Annotated in this window: 18 protein-coding genes; 10 read left to right on the top strand and 8 right to left on the bottom strand. The window is 43.3% G+C overall.

The annotated features are described in order from the left end of the window. Window positions 1–24 precede the first annotated feature (24 nt). Window positions 25–1,068: a LacI family DNA-binding transcriptional regulator gene (locus CU633_RS03510; RefSeq protein WP_101658345.1), complete on the top strand. Its 1,044-nt coding sequence runs from the start codon at window positions 25–27 to the stop codon at window positions 1,066–1,068. A 248-nt stretch (window positions 1,069–1,316) separates the two neighbouring features. Here CU633_RS03510 and CU633_RS03505 read toward each other — a convergent pair whose 3' ends face one another. From CU633_RS03505 to CU633_RS03495, 3 genes are all read right to left on the bottom strand, one after another. Then, on the bottom strand, window positions 1,317–2,186 hold the full coding sequence (locus tag CU633_RS03505) for an SDR family oxidoreductase (RefSeq protein ID WP_101658344.1): 870 nt from the start codon (window positions 2,184–2,186) through the stop codon (window positions 1,317–1,319). 389 nt (window positions 2,187–2,575) lie between these two features. Further along, entirely contained in the window at window positions 2,576–2,911 is a 336-nt protein-coding gene (locus tag CU633_RS23205) for a hypothetical protein (protein ID WP_257958448.1), read from the bottom strand. A 152-nt stretch (window positions 2,912–3,063) separates the two neighbouring features. Beyond that, complete coding sequence (locus tag CU633_RS03495; RefSeq protein WP_101658343.1) at window positions 3,064–3,555, bottom strand: YajQ family cyclic di-GMP-binding protein; 492 nt, start codon at window positions 3,553–3,555, stop codon at window positions 3,064–3,066. Between the two features lie 122 nt (window positions 3,556–3,677). Here CU633_RS03495 and CU633_RS03490 point away from each other — a divergent pair, with 122 nt between their 5' ends. After that, window positions 3,678–4,559, top strand: coding sequence for a CvfB family protein (locus CU633_RS03490; RefSeq protein WP_101658342.1), 882 nt, complete (start codon window positions 3,678–3,680; stop codon window positions 4,557–4,559). A gap of 94 nt (window positions 4,560–4,653) precedes the next feature. Here CU633_RS03490 and CU633_RS03485 read toward each other — a convergent pair whose 3' ends face one another. Continuing rightward, window positions 4,654–5,517 (bottom strand): DegV family protein, encoded by an 864-nt coding sequence (locus tag CU633_RS03485; protein ID WP_101658341.1) that lies wholly within the window; start codon window positions 5,515–5,517, stop codon window positions 4,654–4,656. A gap of 160 nt (window positions 5,518–5,677) precedes the next feature. Between CU633_RS03485 and CU633_RS03480 the strand changes: the two genes are divergently transcribed. Then, window positions 5,678–6,520, top strand: coding sequence for a YitT family protein (locus CU633_RS03480; RefSeq protein ID WP_101658340.1), 843 nt, complete (start codon window positions 5,678–5,680; stop codon window positions 6,518–6,520). 24 nt (window positions 6,521–6,544) lie between these two features. Continuing rightward, on the top strand, window positions 6,545–7,309 hold the full coding sequence (locus tag CU633_RS03475; RefSeq protein WP_101658339.1) for a BsuPI-related putative proteinase inhibitor: 765 nt from the start codon (window positions 6,545–6,547) through the stop codon (window positions 7,307–7,309). A gap of 87 nt (window positions 7,310–7,396) precedes the next feature. Here CU633_RS03475 and CU633_RS22690 read toward each other — a convergent pair whose 3' ends face one another. Together CU633_RS22690 and CU633_RS03470 are read right to left on the bottom strand one after the other, a co-directional pair. After that, entirely contained in the window at window positions 7,397–7,549 is a 153-nt protein-coding gene (locus tag CU633_RS22690; RefSeq protein WP_180954843.1) for a hypothetical protein, read from the bottom strand. A gap of 127 nt (window positions 7,550–7,676) precedes the next feature. Further along, window positions 7,677–8,495 (bottom strand): Cof-type HAD-IIB family hydrolase, encoded by an 819-nt coding sequence (locus CU633_RS03470; protein WP_101658338.1) that lies wholly within the window; start codon window positions 8,493–8,495, stop codon window positions 7,677–7,679. 209 nt (window positions 8,496–8,704) lie between these two features. On the opposite strand from CU633_RS03470, the gene CU633_RS03465 reads away from it, so the two are divergent. From CU633_RS03465 to CU633_RS03455, 3 genes are all read left to right on the top strand, one after another. Further along, a complete protein-coding gene (locus CU633_RS03465) occupies window positions 8,705–9,472 on the top strand; it encodes a prolyl oligopeptidase family serine peptidase (protein ID WP_101658337.1) in 768 nt (255 codons plus the stop codon). Window positions 9,473–9,550: 78 nt separating this feature from the next. Further along, on the top strand, window positions 9,551–9,859 hold the full coding sequence (locus CU633_RS03460; protein WP_101658336.1) for a metal-sulfur cluster assembly factor: 309 nt from the start codon (window positions 9,551–9,553) through the stop codon (window positions 9,857–9,859). 617 nt (window positions 9,860–10,476) lie between these two features. Then, on the top strand, window positions 10,477–11,604 hold the full coding sequence (locus CU633_RS03455) for a TIGR04053 family radical SAM/SPASM domain-containing protein (RefSeq protein ID WP_101658335.1): 1,128 nt from the start codon (window positions 10,477–10,479) through the stop codon (window positions 11,602–11,604). 51 nt (window positions 11,605–11,655) lie between these two features. Here the strand turns inward: CU633_RS03455 and CU633_RS03450 are convergent, their stop codons facing one another. Beyond that, window positions 11,656–12,354: a Crp/Fnr family transcriptional regulator gene (locus tag CU633_RS03450; protein ID WP_101658334.1), complete on the bottom strand. Its 699-nt coding sequence runs from the start codon at window positions 12,352–12,354 to the stop codon at window positions 11,656–11,658. Window positions 12,355–12,636: 282 nt separating this feature from the next. Here CU633_RS03450 and moaA point away from each other — a divergent pair, with 282 nt between their 5' ends. After that, entirely contained in the window at window positions 12,637–13,653 is a 1,017-nt protein-coding gene (moaA, locus tag CU633_RS03445; protein ID WP_101658333.1) for a GTP 3',8-cyclase MoaA, read from the top strand. 129 nt (window positions 13,654–13,782) lie between these two features. Here moaA and ric read toward each other — a convergent pair whose 3' ends face one another. After that, window positions 13,783–14,487 (bottom strand): iron-sulfur cluster repair di-iron protein, encoded by a 705-nt coding sequence (gene ric, locus CU633_RS03440; RefSeq protein WP_101658332.1) that lies wholly within the window; start codon window positions 14,485–14,487, stop codon window positions 13,783–13,785. Window positions 14,488–14,964: 477 nt separating this feature from the next. Here ric and CU633_RS03435 point away from each other — a divergent pair, with 477 nt between their 5' ends. Then, window positions 14,965–16,230, top strand: coding sequence for a molybdopterin molybdotransferase MoeA (locus tag CU633_RS03435; protein ID WP_101658380.1), 1,266 nt, complete (start codon window positions 14,965–14,967; stop codon window positions 16,228–16,230). Beyond that, a complete protein-coding gene (mobB, locus tag CU633_RS03430) occupies window positions 16,224–16,757 on the top strand; it encodes a molybdopterin-guanine dinucleotide biosynthesis protein B (protein WP_180954842.1) in 534 nt (177 codons plus the stop codon). The genes CU633_RS03435 and mobB overlap by 7 nt, the downstream gene beginning before the upstream one ends. The last annotated feature ends 66 nt before the right edge of the window (window positions 16,758–16,823 follow it).

Below are 16,823 nucleotides of genomic sequence, written 5' to 3'. Positions count from 1 at the left end.
CGGTTTCCAAGGGAGGGTGATAGAATGGCTGTTACAATTAAAGATGTTGCCAAGCTTGCAAAGGTTGCACCATCAACGGTTTCGCGCGTGATTGCAAATAGTCCGAGAATCAGCGACAAGACAAAGAAAAAGGTCCGCAAAGCAATGGAGCAGCTCGGTTATCATCCGAACTTTATCGCGAGAAGCCTGGCAAGCCAATCAACTCAAGCAATTGGTCTGGTGATGCCAAGTTCAACCGATGTTGTGTTTCAAAACCCATTTTTCCCAACCGTATTAAGAGGGTTGAGTGAAGGAGCCCATGAAAACCAATACGCACTGACGATGACAACCGGCAAAACGGAGGAGCAAATTTTTGATGGAGTCGTTCAAATGGTGCAGGGGCGCCGCGTCGACGGCGTTGCTCTTCTTTATTCGAAAGTCGAAGACAAAGTGCTCAGCTATTTGCAGGAGCAAAAGTTTCCGTTTGTTGTCATTGGCAAACCTTTTAAAAACGTTGAAGAAATTACCCATGTTGATAATGATAATTTTCGCGCCGCAAAAGAGGCTACAGAATACTTAATCTCGCTTGGCCATGAGCGAATCGGCTTTGTCGGCGGGAATTTGAACCTTGTTGTAACGGTGGACCGTCTTTTAGGATATGAGAAGGCGCTCCGCGAGGCAGGTATTCCTTTATCCAATGAATACATCATTCATGAGGAGTTTTTACGTGAAGGCGGACAGGAAGCGGTCAATGCGCTTCTGGCCCTCGAAAAACAGCCAACAGCGCTTGTGGTTGCCGATGATTTAATGGCTTTAGGTGTTTTAAATACCTTCGACGAAATGGGGATCAGCGTTCCGGATGATATCTCGATTGTCAGCTTTAATAATGTTCTGCTTGCGGAGATGTCGCGGCCGCCGTTAACGTCTGTCGATATCAATATATTCGCACTCGGGTACGAAGCAGCGCGGAGCTTAATTGAAAAAATCGAAAACCCGAAGGAACCTGTGAAAAGAATTATTATCCCGCATGAGCTGATTATCAGATATTCTTGCGGGCAGCCAAAAATAAATAACCGGATCATCATTTAAAGCAGTGGAGTGATAGCTCCACTGCTTTTTTTGTTGTATAGGAAATTATAAAATCAAACGCTGTGAATAACTTTGAGATTATCGCAGACTTCGTCCAGCTCCAGCGCCTAGCCCCTCGAGTCGCTTCGGTCCTGCCAATGAAGTCAAAGAACGACTTCACCGTCAGGCCCTCCAGCGCTTGTCGGGGCTGATCAAGGCGCTTGCGCTTTTGTTCTAAAAATGCTGTTCTAAAGTCAGCTCCATCAGTATTATCCGTTCACAATCGTTCCGCCGTTAACATGCAGGATTTGGCCGCTGACATAAGTTGAGTCATTGCTGGCGAGATAAACATAGCTGGGAGCAAGCTCATATGGCTGCCCGGCTCTGCCCATTGGGGTATTAGAACCGAACTTGGCGACTTTTTCTTTTGTAAAAGTCGATGGAATAAGCGGTGTCCAAATTGGCCCGGGTGCCACTCCATTCACCCGGATGCCTTTATCAGCAAGAGACAGGGCGAGCGACCGTGTGAAGGAAACAATTGCCCCTTTTGTGGATGAATAGTCAATAAGCTGTTTGTTTCCCTGGTAGGCGGTGATTGACGCTGTATTAATGATCGTACTTCCCTTTTGCAAGTGGGGAAGTACCGCTTTTGTCAAATAGAAAAATGAAAAAATATTGGTTCGGAAAGTCCGCTCAAGCTGCTCTGAAGAAATGTCGAGCAGGCTGTTTTGCGGGTGCTGTTCCGCTGCGTTGTTCACAAGAATATCAATCTTGCCAAACTGGTCAAGCGTTTTGCTGACTGCATCCTTACAGAAGCTTTCATCAGCAATATCCCCTGATATTAGCAAGCATTCCCTGCCTTCAGCTTCAACAAGCTGCCTCGTTTCCCGGGCATCCTCAGTTTCTTCCAAGTAGACGATTGCGACGTTGGCTCCTTCTTTCGCAAAATAAATCGCGACCGATTTGCCGATGCCGCTGTCTCCACCTGTAATAAGGGCTACTTTATCTTGCAGTTTGCCGGATCCCTTATAATTTTCATCAACAGAAACCGGCTCTGGATGCATTTCATCCTCTGTACCTGGCTGGTGATTCTGGTGCTGGGGCGGAAAAGTATTTTTTTGTTCGTTTTGACTGCTCATTTTATTCCCTCCAATTTTTCGTCGATATATAATACATTCCATTTTAGTATGGAGGGAAAACATGGAAAATATTTGCAGAGACTGAAAGTGAAATTTTTTTGTCAATGAAAGGCTGGAACCTTTATCATAGGGGGTCACTTGTAAACACTATTAAAGTAGTTTGGAGAGTGATAATGAGGAAAGAAAAGTATGGACAACCTATGGGTTAAATAAAATGTGCTGGACCAATTAACGGTCGGGGAAAAAACCAACTCTAGGTAACAATGATTATACTATTCCATTTTTTTAATCTTCTTCATATTTTTCGCAAAAAGCTTTATACGCAACCTTATCTGGATATCCCTTTTCATCGGCTGCCCAAATGTTATTGTCAATTAACACTTTTGTGGTCACCTAACATCTTCCTCCCAATCTTCACGGTTTGCAATTCTGTCTGCTTCTCTTAGACCTTCTAAGCTAAAGTGTCTTGCACTGCCGGCTAATTTTTGGTGTAAAGCCCGCTTTTCTGCTTTAGTCAAACGTTTTTTTACTGGCTGTAATCTAATGACCTCTTTTGGTGTCTCGTCTTCTCCTTTTTTAACTTCAATTTCAACAGCATTTCTCGTAAATTGTCTTCCATATAGTTTACCTTTTAATCTGGGGTGATCCATGATTTGTTTTGCCAAAGCCTGTGCATTTCTGCGTTGTTCCCTTGACCGGGAAGTCGTTATATCCCTGTCTTTCACGTTCAACCCCTCCTTCGCTCAGAATTTAAATTGATTTAATTTCCACTAACTAAATCATACCATTTTCTGTTAAAGAAAGCACGATCCAACCCAATCCAATTTGTAACTTGAAATCAAAAAGTGACTGAATAGCCACTTTCCTTATCAACTGATTATCGATAATTAACAAACTGGACATCGACGGTTAAATCCGCTTCACGGATGGCTGCAATGATCTTCTGCAGGTCGTCACGGTTTTTTCCGGTGACCCTGACCTGGTCGTCCTGGACCTGGCTCTTGACCTTTACGCCGCTGTTTTTAATAATTGTATTAATCTTTTTGGCATTTTCTTTGTCAATTCCCTGGACAAGCTTGGCGCGTTGGCGTACTGTTCCCCCTGAGGCATTTTCGATTTTTCCATAATCGAGATTTTTGATTGGGATGCCCCGCTTGATCATTTTGCTTAAAAGCACGTCTTTTAACTGGCCCAGCTTATACTCATCATCGGAAATAAGCACAAGCTCTTCTTTATCCAGTGATACGTCACTTTTGCTTCCTTTAAAATCGTAGCGTGTTTGAATTTCTTTCATCGCAATATTAATCGCATTCGTGACTTCAGACATATTAACTTTGGACACAATATCAAATGAACTCTCTTTTGACATAATAACCTCCGGTAAACATTTTTCTTTATGCGTTCATTATAGTAAAATATAGCAGTCCAAACAACTATGTGCCTGTACGGCAGTTCAGGTATGAAAAAGAAAGACAATTGGGAGGAGTTTTCTTGTCTTTATCAGAAAAATTGGGCCGGACAGCATTGCTGAAGGTCGCCAGAAAATCCGATTTCGGTTTGTTTTTAACAGATGGAGAAGAAGATGTACTATTGCATACGAACGAGGCAAAACAATCATACGAAGAGGGAGATGAGCTGGAAGTCTTTCTTTACACCGACTCACATGGAAGAATCGCTGCTGCTGATACGATCCCGACTATCGCGGTTGACCGCTATGATTGGGTGCCCGTAACCGATGTCAATCCGGGTTTGGGAGTATTTCTTGATATCGGCATCCAGAAAGAATTATTGCTTGGGGAAGAAGATCTCCCCGCCCATAAAGGCGTCTGGCCGAAACAAGGGGATCTGCTTTATGCAACGATCCGGGTCAATCGGAATCATCGCCTCTATGCGCGCCTTGCAACTGACAAGATTATTGAAGAAATCGCGGTCAAAGCCGGCAAAAAAGACTTCAATAAAAATATTCAGGGATATATATACAGGACAGCCAAGGTGGGCAGCTGGATATATACTTCTGAAGGTTTTAAAGGCTTTATCCATGAATCGCAAAGGGATAAAGAGCCGCGCCTTGGAGAAAGGGTAGAAGGGCGCATCATCGATGTCAAAGCAGACGGCACGGTCAATGTTTCTTTGCTGAAAAGGAAGCAGGATTTGATGGATCAGGATGCGGAAACCGTTTTAGCTTATCTCGCTTCGCGGAATGGAGCGATGCCATACTGGGATAAAAGCCTGCCCGAAGAGATTAGTGAACGTTTCCAAATGAGCAAAGCTGCTTTTAAAAGGGCACTTGGCAAATTGATCAAAGAAGACATGATCTATCAAGAAGAAGGCTGGACTTATTTGAAAAAAGAAGAAGACCGCCAGCCAAAATAAAAAAGGACAAGCTATCGGCATGGTGCCGAAGCTTGTCTTTTTTTCATAGCTTAATGAATTGGATATTGTCTGCGAAGCAAAGCAGAAGCAAGTATTAGTCCACAGGAAGCTTATTTAAAAAGAAAATCGCGATCGTGCCTGGACCGGTATGAGATCCGATAGCGGCTCCGATCTGGGTAATCATCACATCTTTGGGGCCAAATTCTTGCTGAATGAGGCTTTTCATTTCCTCGGCTGTTTCCAAATCATCGGCATGGCTGATTCCGATTTTTTGCGTCTCCAATTGTACGCCGCGTTCACGCATTAACTCGATTATGCGGCGCAGCAGTTTTTTCTTGCCACGCAGCTTCTCAAGGGGAATCAGTTTGCCATCCTCAACATTTAAGAGCGGTTTGATGTTTAACAAGCCGCCAAGAAAAGCGGATGCTTTCGAAACGCGGCCGCCTTTTGCCAGGTATTCCAAATCATCAACGGTAAATAAATGCTCCATGTGACGGGCCCGAAATTCGACATCCCGCAAAATCGCTTCTTTTGAAGCTCCCTCACTGGCAAGCCTTGCTGCTTCAACGACAACCAGCCCATATCCGAGTGAAGCACCTTTCGTATCGACGATCGTCAGATTAAAGTTTGGATATTGTTCCTTTACTTGTTCAAGGATCATCACGGCTGTTTGATACGTGCCTGATAACTGGGAAGAAAGCGCTATGTAAATTCCATCTTCGTTATTTTCAGCCATTCTCATAAATGCTTCTTTAAATGCATGCGGTGAAGCCTGGGACGTTTTTGGGTGTTTCCCTTCGCGGATCGCATCATAAACCGCTTTTGGCTCAATCGTTTTAATGTCCTCATATTCCTTGTCATCCAGATGAACCTTGAGCGGAATTAAGGCAACATCATTTTCCTTGTAAAATTGCAAAGGTAAATCACACCCGCTGTCAGCCAATATTTTTACTGACATGAATATCACCTGCTTTCGACCAATTTATGTACTAAGTTTAGCGTTTTTATGGAAAAAATACAATGAATTGTATTGGCGGTCAGCAAAATTGGGTAAAGATTTAATAGGTATGTCTGCTTTTAGCGGACTGTTTGTGATGATAATTTACTGGGGGTAAATGATGGTCCTATTACATACAAAAAAATTTATCGTTGTCCTGATTGGAGCGGTATTAAATGCGATTGCCATGAACTTTTTTTTAATTCCTGCGAATGTATACGCAAGTGGCTTTACGGGCGTGGCGCAACTCATCTCCACGGTAGTTACTGATTTTACGGCACTGCCGTTATCGACAGGAATATTGCTGTTTATTTTAAACATACCGGTCACAATTCTCGCCTGGAGAAAAGTCGGGAAATCGTTTACGCTCTACAGTTTTATCAGTGTCGTTTCCATGTCTTTATTTCTTGAACTGCTGCCGATTAAAGAAGTGGCTGATGATATTCTCCTGAATGCTGTGTTTGGCGGGGTAATCGCAGCGATTGGAGTAGGGATAACATTAAAATGGGGCGCTTCAACAGGCGGGATGGATATTGTTGCGATGGTGTTGTCAAGAATGAAAGATAAACCGGTCGGTACATATTTTTTTACACTTAATGCCATCATTATAATAACAGCAGGTTTTTTATATGGGTGGGAGAAAGCGCTTTACACACTGGTTGCCCTCTATGCTTCAACCCGGGTAATTGACGCCATCCATACAAGGTATCAGAAGTTGACAGTCATGATTATTACAAAAAAGCCGGAAGAACTGAAAGAGGCTATCTATGGAAAACTTCTCAGAGGCATTACGCGGGTGCCGGCAAAAGGAGCATTTACAAACGAAAACAAAGAAATGATGATCATTGTCATTACCCGCTACGAATTATTTGATCTCGAACGGATTATTAAAGACGTTGATCCCCATGCCTTTACCAATATTGTTCAGACAACAGAGGTTTTTGGAATGTTCCGGAAGGATTAAGTCACGTCATCTGGAGGCAGCACAATGAAAAAAATGTTTATCCTGATCTTCTGCTTATTGCTTTCCTATTTGCCCAAGAATGTTTTTAGTGAAACAGGAGGATCTTATCAATTTTTTGTCCATGCCATTGGAGGTCCTGAAAAAGCGGAGTTTGTATTAACTTTAAAAAATGATGGAACAAAGCCGTTGGATTTTGAATTTTCAAGCTCACAAAAATTCGATATTGTCGTCAGAGATGAAAACGGCGGTGTCGTCTATCAATATTCTGAAGGCCGCTCGTTCCTGCAGGCATTGCAAACGTTAACATTAAACCCTGAGGAAACAGTTTCATGGACGGAAGAATGGAACTACAAACAGGATGGTGTCCGGGTCAAAGCCGGCAACTATAAAGTGGAAGCATCCATCACAGCAAGACAAATAAACGGCGTGGCAAATGATCATCCAACTGCGACTGCTGAGCTTATCATTCCTATGGAAAATCCAGTCTTTCGGAATATTAAAGCGTCCGGTGTAAAAGGCAGTTATACGATTACGGGGGAAGCGCGGCCCGGCACGGGAGAATTTTTTTATACGGCAGAGGATGGCCATAATGAATTGGTTACAGAGCAAAGGTTTCGACCTGGCTCGAAATATCCCGATTGGTCCAAATTCGAGTTAAGCATCCATATTCCGGAAGATAAACTCCCGAAAAATGGCTCCGTTATTGCCAACCTTTATGAACGGACGAGCCAGGGCGGGCAAACCTTCCATACCTATCCGGTCCTTCTTGAAAGCTTTAAACAGCCTTAAAAAAAAGCGGTTCCGAAAAAACGCTCTTTCGGAACCACTTTTTTTTGCATGTTGTTTTTTAGCCTTGAAAACATCTGCCTGCCGGCCTTATATCCCTCCCAGAGATGATTCTTTCACATTCGCCATTTTCCGAGCCTCAGCTTCAGCGTATGTTGTGTGATATGGGATGCGTTCATCATGCTTCGAGACGGTGTCTACTCCATACTGTACAAAGCGTTTTGATTTATTGCGTTTACCCATACGAATCCCTCCATCCGAGTTTTGAACTATGAAACAGCAACGCTGCTTCATTTTTATTATGCTCTCCTTGAAGGTAAACAACTAGGATTAAAAGCCATTTTTTTAAAAAATTTTCAGTCGCGCGCAATTATAAGGCTTTTAAATTTAATAAATCGTTCAGGTAAACGCCAATGCCATCTTCCTCATTTGTCAAAGTTATGTCATTGGCGATGTTTTTAACAATATCAATGGCATTTCCCATCGCAATTCCCCTGCCTGCAAATTCAAGCATATCGAGATCGTTGTCCTCGTCTCCAAAGGCAATCACATTTTCGGGAGCGATTTGAAAATAATCGCAAGCTCTTTTTAAGCCGACCGCTTTATTCAAGCCGAACTTGACAATCTCGATCACATGCCATGGTGCGGCCCAACGGCGATGGTCAATCACCTCGGCGTGGACATCTGACAGGTGGTCCCTGATCGTCCGGACATGATCTTCATCGGTATGGATCAGCATGCTTGTCGGCGAATCTTTTAAAAATTCCCGTAAATTGCCGGTTGTAATGTTCGGATTTCCCAGGCTGAACACGTCCAATAATTTTTCATCATGATAATGGATAAACACATCATCAATAACCTCAGCGATAATATTGTGAAAATGAAAAGCATCCAGCGCTTCAATGATATCCTTTGCGACCTCTATATCCATTGGTGAATGATAAACTCCCCAGCTTGTATCGAGCGGATGGTGTATAAATGCACCGTTAAAGTTCACAATCGGCGTATCGAGGCCAAGCTCATGGTAATAAATCTCGCTCGAACGAAACGGCCTGCCGGTTGCAATCATGACAACATGGCCTTGTTCACGCGCTTTATTTAGCACACCCTTTGTTTTTTCAGATATTGTTTTATCATCCTTTAATAATGTCCCATCAAGATCCAAAGCGATCAAATGTCTCTCTGCCATATGGTCTCCTTCTTCAGCGAATTTATATATTGAGTGTAAAGCTTTAGAAAAAATAATGTCTACATGATAAACTCAATTTATAGAAAGAATTTACATTCTATAATGGTTTGCTATATTTACCTTTATTATTATGTTATCAATTTCATGATAAGTTGTAAAAAAATTCACTTTGAAAAGCAATTGTTTCATCGTTGCAGGGGGTTCTTAAGTTGGTTATTGTTGAAAATCTGCGTATTGGCAGTATTCCCGCTCTACATTTGGTCCAACAGGAGGAAAGTACCAAAAAGCTGCCATTTGTCATTTTTGTTCACGGTTTTACAAGCGCGAAAGAAAACAATTTGCATTATGGCTATTTGCTGGCCCAGAAGGGGTTCCGCGTTGTTTTGCCTGAAACGATCCATCATGGTGAACGGGCACAGGAATCAGGCGAAACAAACTTAAACTTCAGATTTTGGGATATTGTATTAAATACGATTGAAGAGCTAAATACTATTAAAGAATATTACGAACGCCAAAATTATATTGATGTTGAGCGGATCGGCCTTGCCGGCACCTCGATGGGTGCGATTATTACGCTCGGAGCATTGACGAAATACTCGTGGATTAAAGCAGCAGTAAGCTTAATGGGTATGCCTTACTATGAAAAATTTGCGCTCGCCCAATTGGACGAAATGAAAAAAAGGGGAATTCGCTTCCCGTTTAGTCAAGATGAAATAGATAACCTCTTCAGCCAGCTTCGGGAGTACGATTTAAGTGTCCAGCCTGAAAAGCTTGAACAAAGACCGTTATTATTCTGGCATGGACAAAAGGACCCGGTTGTTCCCTACAAGCCGGCCTATAATTTTTATCAGTCAATAAAACCAGCTTATCAAAATGCTCAGGAACGTTTGAAATTTATCAGTGATGAAAAAGCGGAGCACAAAGTAAGCATGGAAGGGATCACAAACACGGTTAAATGGTTTGAAGCATACTTGTAGTGCTTCTGCTTTTAAACGCGTTGCTTTCTCTGGTATGATATCAGTACGGACAAAAAAGCCGCGAAGGAGTGAAACAGAATGGATCAGGAATTGAAAGAAAGTATTTTGGGAGCACTTGAACTTGTTGTTGACCCTGAGCTTGGAGTAGATATCGTCAACCTTGGGCTTGTTTACGATGTGGAAATGGATGAAGAGGGCAAAACAACGATCACGATGACCCTCACTTCAATGGGCTGCCCGCTTGCCGGCACGATTGTCGATTCCGTAAAGCGCGCGTTGGATGATATTCCTGAAGTAAAAGAAGTCGATGTCAACATTGTCTTTAATCCGCCATGGTCAAAGGACCGGATGTCAAGGTACGCGAAGATCGCATTGGGCGTTCAATAATAATAGAAAGAATTCCGGCAGGGAATTTTCCTGCTGGAATTTTTTTGAAGTAAAGTAAAAATTTTTAGTTTGCATACTACTGCGCTAAGGTATTTTGCAGGAACAGGATTTTCAATAATAGGTTCGCTTAAATAAAGCTGGTTTTCGCTTAATTATTGATTTTTTCGCTTAATTAATGTCCACTTTCGCTTAATTCCCCTCTGTTTTCGCGTAAATAATCCGGATAACCTATGGTGATTAGCATATTATAGAAATATATGGTTTAAATTGGGATATTTAAGCCCGAAAAACAAGTCATTTGATTAAACTGATTCAAAAGAGAGGTAAAAAGGAATTTTATAAGCATAAAATACAACATTTTGCTGTTAATAGCACTCTGCCTTTCAAAAATCGCTTGTACTTTTCTTAGATTTGCCTATGTTCTTCAACCAATCAACCAAAATTATATCATAAGTACGAAAAAAAACTGTTTACTTGTGAGATATTTCACTTTTTTTAACTCGGTAATCGCCTATAATCTTTTCGAAAGCTATCTTATTTCACCGGCTCACCGTTAAATTTTGCAGAAAAGACGGCGGTACTCCAGGCCGGGAAGCAGAAAAGGTCAGGTGGCAAATATGTTTTCGAGAGATTTTAATAAAGATCCGTTTATTGTTATATGGGAGTTAACGCGTGCCTGTCAGCTTAAATGCCTGCATTGCCGGGCCGAAGCACAATATAAAAGGGATCCCCGCGAATTAAACCTTGAAGAAGGAAAGGCATTGATTGACCAAATTTATGAAATGAACAACCCTCTTCTTGTCTTTACCGGCGGCGATCCGCTCATGCGCGATGATGTCTTTGAAATTGCTGCTTATGCGGTGCATAAAGGGGTAAGGGTTTCAATGACTCCAAGTGCAACGCCAAATGTCACGAAGGCTGCGATTGAGAAAGCGAAAGAAGTCGGCCTGTCCAGATGGGCGTTCAGCCTCGATGGCCCGACAGCGGAGGTGCATGATCATTTCCGCGGGACTGCGGGATCGTTTGACTTAACGCTTGAACGCATCAAGTATTTGCATGAGCTTGAGATACCGGTACAAATCAATACCGTCATTTCCCGTTATAATATTGATTACCTTGATGAAATGGCACAGCTTGTAGAGGATTTACAGTGCGTCCTGTGGAGTGTTTTTTTTCTTGTCCCGACCGGCAGAGGCCAGGAGAAGGACATGATTTCGCCTGTTGAACATGAGAAGGTATTTACATGGCTTTACCAGTTAAGCAAAAGGGTGCCGTTTGATATCAAAACAACAGCAGCCCAACATTACCGGCGCGTCGTGATCCAGCAAAAAATGAGGGAAGCGAAAGCAAAACCAGCCGAAATCCAATATTTAGATGCGTTAACCAATCAAGGGCTCACTGGTTCGATTGATGGCTTGGGGAGAGCACAAAAGGGCGTCAATGACGGCAACGGCTTTGTGTTTATCTCACACATTGGCGATGTCTATCCGAGCGGACTGCTTCCGGTGAAAGCAGGAAATATCCGTGAGCAGCCGCTTGCCGAGATATACAGGGAATCACCCATTTTCAAGGACTTGCGGAATCCTGACATGTATAAAGGAAAATGCGGACAATGTGAGTTTCGTTATGTTTGCGGCGGCTCCCGTTCGCGCGCCTATGCGATGACAGGGGATTACTTGGAGAGCGAGCCTTTCTGCGTTTATATACCAAAATCGATGAGGAACAAACAAGCCGAAAATGTCTAACAAAAAAAAGGGATGGATTCGCCCATCCCTTTTTGGCAATTTACCGGTTTTCTAGTCAATGCTGCAATAGGTGGCCGGACAATTTTCACAGCCAATTTCGTCCTTCAGGAATTGAACATCATGGACGACGATTTTGCCTCTTTTCGTAGAAATAACCTCTTCCCGCTTTAGCTCATTTAAAATCCGGTTTGTGCTTTCCCGCGATGTGCCACAGAAATTTGCCAGCTCCTGATTTGTCAAGGGAAGGTCAATCAGGATTCCATCCCTCATTTTCACCCCGTAGCTGTTTGTCATGCGAATAAGTGTTGAATATAACGCGCCTTTTTTCCCGTTTAGGACAAGATCTCTAAACTTCGTTTGTGTTTTGCGGAAATGGTCACTCATCCATTTCATAAACTCAAATGCAAGGGCACTGTTTTGGAATATTTCTCTTTCCAGTACTTCCTTCCTGACCGCCATGACTTCGCCGTCCTCAAGAACCAGTGCACTAAGCAAATATTTCGGGGAATCAGTGAACAGTGTCAGCTCCCCGCAAATATCATTCTGGCTGACAATCCTTAAGCTCAGCTCGCGGCCATCTGCAGATATTTTGCTGATTTGTATTTTTCCCGATAATACGATGTAGAGCAAATCTGCTTCCGTTCCTTCCTGAAAAAGGTAAGTGCCTTTTTTAGTTTGGATTTTGTGGTCGGCAAAACGAAGCAGTTCTTTAATTTCAATCGAATGAGTTGGTTTCATTATCACGGTCATTTATATCACCCTTTTCATAAAGTGAAAACGTTTTTCATATCATAACATTAACATTAGGATAATAGTGGTAATTCACAAAGTTGTCAGAAATTCTCCTGCTTTACATAGAGCGGATTTGACATTCTCATGACAATTTTCATAGTTTCACATATTATTTATGTTTTTATGATTAAATATAGGCAGGTGTATCTTTTGTGAAATGAACAATAACAAGTGTGAGGATAATAACAGCACTCCAACATAAGGTTTGTTAAAATACGTCTCATATATGGGGGTGATGGATTGAAAAATCACTTGATTCGCGATCAATTAAACAGGCCCTTAAGGGATTTGCGCATATCTGTCATCGACCGTTGCAATTTCCGCTGCCAGTATTGTATGCCTGCTGAAATATTCGGCCCTGACTTTCCGTTTCTGCCGAAAAGCGAATTGCTTGCTTATGAAGAAATCGAACGGCTTGGGAGAATCTTTGTCGGACTCGGTGTTGAAAAAATCCGCTTAACAGGCGGAGAACCCCTTTTGCGCAGGGATTTGCCTGTATTAGTAAAAATGCTGGCTGATATTCCAGGGTTGAATGATATTGCATTGACCACTAATGGAGTGTTACTGCCTAAACTTGCAAGCGATCTGAAAACTGCCGGCTTAAAACGGGTCAATGTCAGCCTCGATAGTCTTGATGATGAGCTGTTCGGCCAAATTAACGGCAGAAACGTCGGCACCGGTCCGGTCTTAAAAGGCATTAATGCTGCCAAAGAAGCGGGACTGGGCGTGAAAATTAATATGGTCGTCAAAAAAGGCTTAAATGAACATGAAATCGTGTCAATGGCGAAGTTTTGTAAACAGGAAGGACTGGAGCTCCGGTTTATTGAGTTCATGGATGTCGGCAGCACAAACGGCTGGAAAATGGATGACGTCGTCACGAAAAAAGAAATCTATGAGATTTTGCAAAAGCACGACGCTCTTGAGGCGGTGGAACCCGCGTATTACGGGGAAGTCGCCAAATTGTATTCCTACAAGGATGCGAGCGCGCGTGTCGGCTTTATTCCATCCGTTTCTGAATCGTTTTGTTCAACCTGCACAAGGGCAAGATTGTCGGCAAACGGCCAAATTTTTACTTGCCTTTTCAACGGAAACGGCCACGATTTGCGCGACTTCATGAGAGCAGGCGCAACGGATGAGGAGATCAAAGCGCGAATCATTTCGATTTGGGAACATCGTGGCGACCGCTATTCAGATGAACGGACAGCAGAAACAATCGCAAACCGAAAGAAAATTGAAATGTCATATATCGGCGGGTGAAGAGACAACTCTGGGAAGGGTTGTTTTTTGTTCAATGGATGATGAGAGTAATTTTTTTTAAAAAAACCTTGTCGGATTCATCCGACAAGGTAAGGGAAACGAGGCCGAAAACGGCCTGGAAGGCGTCTGTTAATTTGCAGTCAGGTAGCGCGGGAAGAGAATATTATTTTCAAGATGGACATGCATGAATGTTTGCTCTTCCAGCATTTCGAGACGTTTATACATTAAACGGTACGTTCCGCACGCATCAAAAGGCGGAGTGAAATCAGAAGTGATCTCGCGCAGTTCTTTTAAAATCGCGCCTGCATGATCATGTTCTTTTTCAAGCTGTCTAATTTCCTCCAAAATCCGGGTGCGCTCTGCCTCAGGGGTTGTTTCGAGCTTCAGCAACAATGGGAAAATGCTTTCTTCTTCTTTTGCTGTATGCTCAAGCAGCTCTTTCTTTAATTCATAATAAAGCTCATATACTTTCAGGAGTTCCGGGCGGCGGTCACCATGAACCCTGGACACTTTAGTTACATAAGGACTGAGCTGTGACAATTCCTCTTCCAATGGACGATGGAATTTTTCTTTGATTTGCTCGATCAGTTCAGCGGAGCCGGTAGCCATCCATGTTTTTATATCTGTTGGTTCATTCCCGCTCTTTTGATAAACTTCATTCAATTCTTCCATTAATGAATCCACGTCGACATTGCGCTGTGCTGCAGCCTCGGTCAGGGGAATATTGCCTCCGCAGCAAAAGTCAATTCGGTGGCGTTTAAAAATATCGCTGGATTTAGGCAGTTCATTTACAATATCTTTTACAAGCGATGTTGCTGAAAATGGCAAACTCATTATTGTTCCTCCTTAATTTCAATAAAGATCTTGATCACACTTTAAGAATAAAGGATTATGATTGGCTTGAAGGTGATGCATATCACATTTGACGATTTTTTTATGTTGCTACTCCACAAAGATTAGAAACTGGTCACTTGTTCTTGTAGTTAAAGTATAAATTTTTTAAACTTAGTTGGGCATTTCAATGTCCAGCTCCAGCGCCTAGCCCCTCGAGTCGCTTCAGTCCTGCCAATGAAGTCAAAGAACGACTTCACTGTCAGGGCCGTCCGACGTACAGGACGTACTAGTGCCGACGTTGCCACAGGACGTGGCGATCTTAGTCGGCCAGCGCTTGTCGGGGCTGAGCAAGGCGCTTGCGCTTTTCTTGTCTGCTGTGATGTTTGTCATGATCGACTGTTTCGTATACCCTATATAATAAAGAGGCAAAAAGTACGTTAAATTGCTGTTGTAAGTGCAGGTAGGAGCTGATGAATGATGGTTGAAAGAAGAAAACCGATTTCTATCGGGGAAGCAGTAAAAAGAGTGATGAAGTATGCAAAGAATGGACAGACAGAATACATACCGATTACGAAAAGCTATGGACGCTATCTTTCTGAAGATATAATCGCCACCCATGATGTGCCGCATTTTGACCGGGCCCCGTATGATGGATTTGCGGTCCGCTCCATCGACACAGTGGGAGCGTCACAAGAAAATCCGGTCGAATTTGAAGTAATCGACCATATTGGTGCCGGATTGCTCACCTCTAAAAGCGTCGGGCCGTTTCAATGCGTCCGCATTATGACCGGCGCGCAAATGCCTGAACAGTGCGATGCCGTTGTGATGCTGGAGTTGGCGAAAGAAGTTGAACGCGATGGCAAAAGCTATATGTCTGTCAAGCGCGAGTCGAAAAAAGGTGAAAATATCTCTTTCCGGGGCGAAGACGCGAAAGAAGGCGACGTTCTTGTAAAAAAAGGAACGTTTATCAACCCCGGCATCCAGGCCGTGCTGGCGACTTTTGGATATGCACAAGTTCCGGTTGCGAAAAAGCCGGTCGTTGGCCTGTTTGCAACCGGGACAGAGCTGCTTGAAGTGGAGGAGCCGTTATCTCCGGGTAAAATCCGCAACAGCAATTCGCATATGATTTCGGCCCAGATTGAGCGGGCAGGAGCAGAAGTAAGCTATTTCGGCAAGCTCCCGGATGTTTTTGATATTTGTTTTGAGGCTGTAAAAAATGCTTTGGACGAGGTTGATATGCTTGTCACAACAGGCGGCGTATCCGTAGGGGACTTCGATTATTTGCCGGACATTTACGAAAAATTGCGGGCAGAAGTGTTATTCAATAAAGTCGGGATGAGGCCGGGCAGTGTGACGACCGTTGCCCAATATCAAGGGAAGCTGCTGTTTGGCCTTTCCGGAAATCCTTCCGCCTGTTATGTCGGATTCGAATTGTTTACAAGGCCGGTGATCCGGACACTGTTGTTCTCGGAAAAGCCGCATTTGCGAAAAGAAAAAGCGATTCTTACCGCTGATTTTCCAAAAGCGAATCCGTTCGCACGCTTTGTCAGGAGCGCCATTGATTTTCAGGATGGCAGGCTGACTGCCTCTCCAAGCGGCGTTGATAAATCAAACATCGTCATGAGCCTTGCCGGCGCAGACTCATTGATGATTTTGCCTGGGGGCACACGGGGATTTGCAGCGGGAGATGAAGTGGAGCTATTATTGCTTGAAGATCAAACCGGCAGCGAATGGCCATGGTAAAACCATTTGTGTTCCAAGTCTCCGGTTTTCAAAACAGCGGCAAGACATTGCTTGTGACGAGCCTGGTTTCAATTCTGTCCAAAAGCGGTTTTACGGCGGTGACGATTAAACACCATGGCCATGGCGGAAAGCCGGATATTCCGGTTGAAAAGGACACAAGCCGGCATGTCATGGCCGGCGCGGCTGCTTCTCTCGTTGAAGGTGGCGGCAGGGTCATAATCCATGGCGAAAATGCCAGCTGGCCACTAACTAAAAAGATAGAATTTATGTCCTTTTTTGAGCCCGACTTTATCATTGTCGAAGGGCATAAGCATGAAAATTACCCGAAGGCTGTTTTATTAAGAAGAGAGGAGGATCTTTTCCTCCTCAAACAGCTGCAGGAGGTTAAGGTAATCCTTTTTCATAAAGAGCTTGAAGGGCATAGCGAATTGGCCGGTTTACATATTCCATGTTTCCCGGCAGGTGGACATGAAGGAGTGCAATGGATTACCCGCTTTTTAACGGAAAAAGCACACAATTGCAAATAAGCGTATGAAAAAGGGTCCATTGGGCCCTTTTTAAATGAGAAAAAACCAAAAATAACTCTCGTTTTG

It is taken from the genome of Bacillus sp. V3-13 (assembly GCF_002860165.1).
Lineage (GTDB): Bacteria > Bacillota > Bacilli > Bacillales > Cytobacillaceae > Bacillus_BJ.
Note: the sequence above shows the minus strand (reverse complement) of the source record. Positions and strands in the feature narration are given on the sequence as shown.

Bases quoted from the DNA above. Each gene is read 5' to 3' on its own strand.
- CU633_RS03455 (WP_101658335.1), top strand. From the start codon at position 10,477: ATGTTTTCGAGAGATTTTAATAAAGATCCGTTTATTGTTATATGGGAG.
- CU633_RS03495 (WP_101658343.1), bottom strand. From the start codon at position 3,555: ATGTCAAAAGAGAGTTCATTTGATATTGTGTCCAAAGTTAATATGTCT.
- CU633_RS03470 (WP_101658338.1), bottom strand. From the start codon at position 8,495: ATGGCAGAGAGACATTTGATCGCTTTGGATCTTGATGGGACATTATTA.
- CU633_RS03450 (WP_101658334.1), bottom strand. From the start codon at position 12,354: ATGACCGTGATAATGAAACCAACTCATTCGATTGAAATTAAAGAACTG.
- CU633_RS03475 (WP_101658339.1), top strand. From the start codon at position 6,545: ATGAAAAAAATGTTTATCCTGATCTTCTGCTTATTGCTTTCCTATTTG.
- CU633_RS03460 (WP_101658336.1), top strand. From the start codon at position 9,551: ATGGATCAGGAATTGAAAGAAAGTATTTTGGGAGCACTTGAACTTGTT.
- CU633_RS03505 (WP_101658344.1), bottom strand. From the start codon at position 2,186: ATGAGCAGTCAAAACGAACAAAAAAATACTTTTCCGCCCCAGCACCAG.
- CU633_RS22690 (WP_180954843.1), bottom strand. From the start codon at position 7,549: ATGGGTAAACGCAATAAATCAAAACGCTTTGTACAGTATGGAGTAGAC.
- CU633_RS03485 (WP_101658341.1), bottom strand. From the start codon at position 5,517: ATGTCAGTAAAAATATTGGCTGACAGCGGGTGTGATTTACCTTTGCAA.
- mobB (WP_180954842.1), top strand. From the start codon at position 16,224: ATGGTAAAACCATTTGTGTTCCAAGTCTCCGGTTTTCAAAACAGCGGC.
- CU633_RS03480 (WP_101658340.1), top strand. From the start codon at position 5,678: ATGGTCCTATTACATACAAAAAAATTTATCGTTGTCCTGATTGGAGCG.
- CU633_RS03510 (WP_101658345.1), top strand. From the start codon at position 25: ATGGCTGTTACAATTAAAGATGTTGCCAAGCTTGCAAAGGTTGCACCA.
- CU633_RS03435 (WP_101658380.1), top strand. From the start codon at position 14,965: ATGGTTGAAAGAAGAAAACCGATTTCTATCGGGGAAGCAGTAAAAAGA.
- ric (WP_101658332.1), bottom strand. From the start codon at position 14,487: ATGAGTTTGCCATTTTCAGCAACATCGCTTGTAAAAGATATTGTAAAT.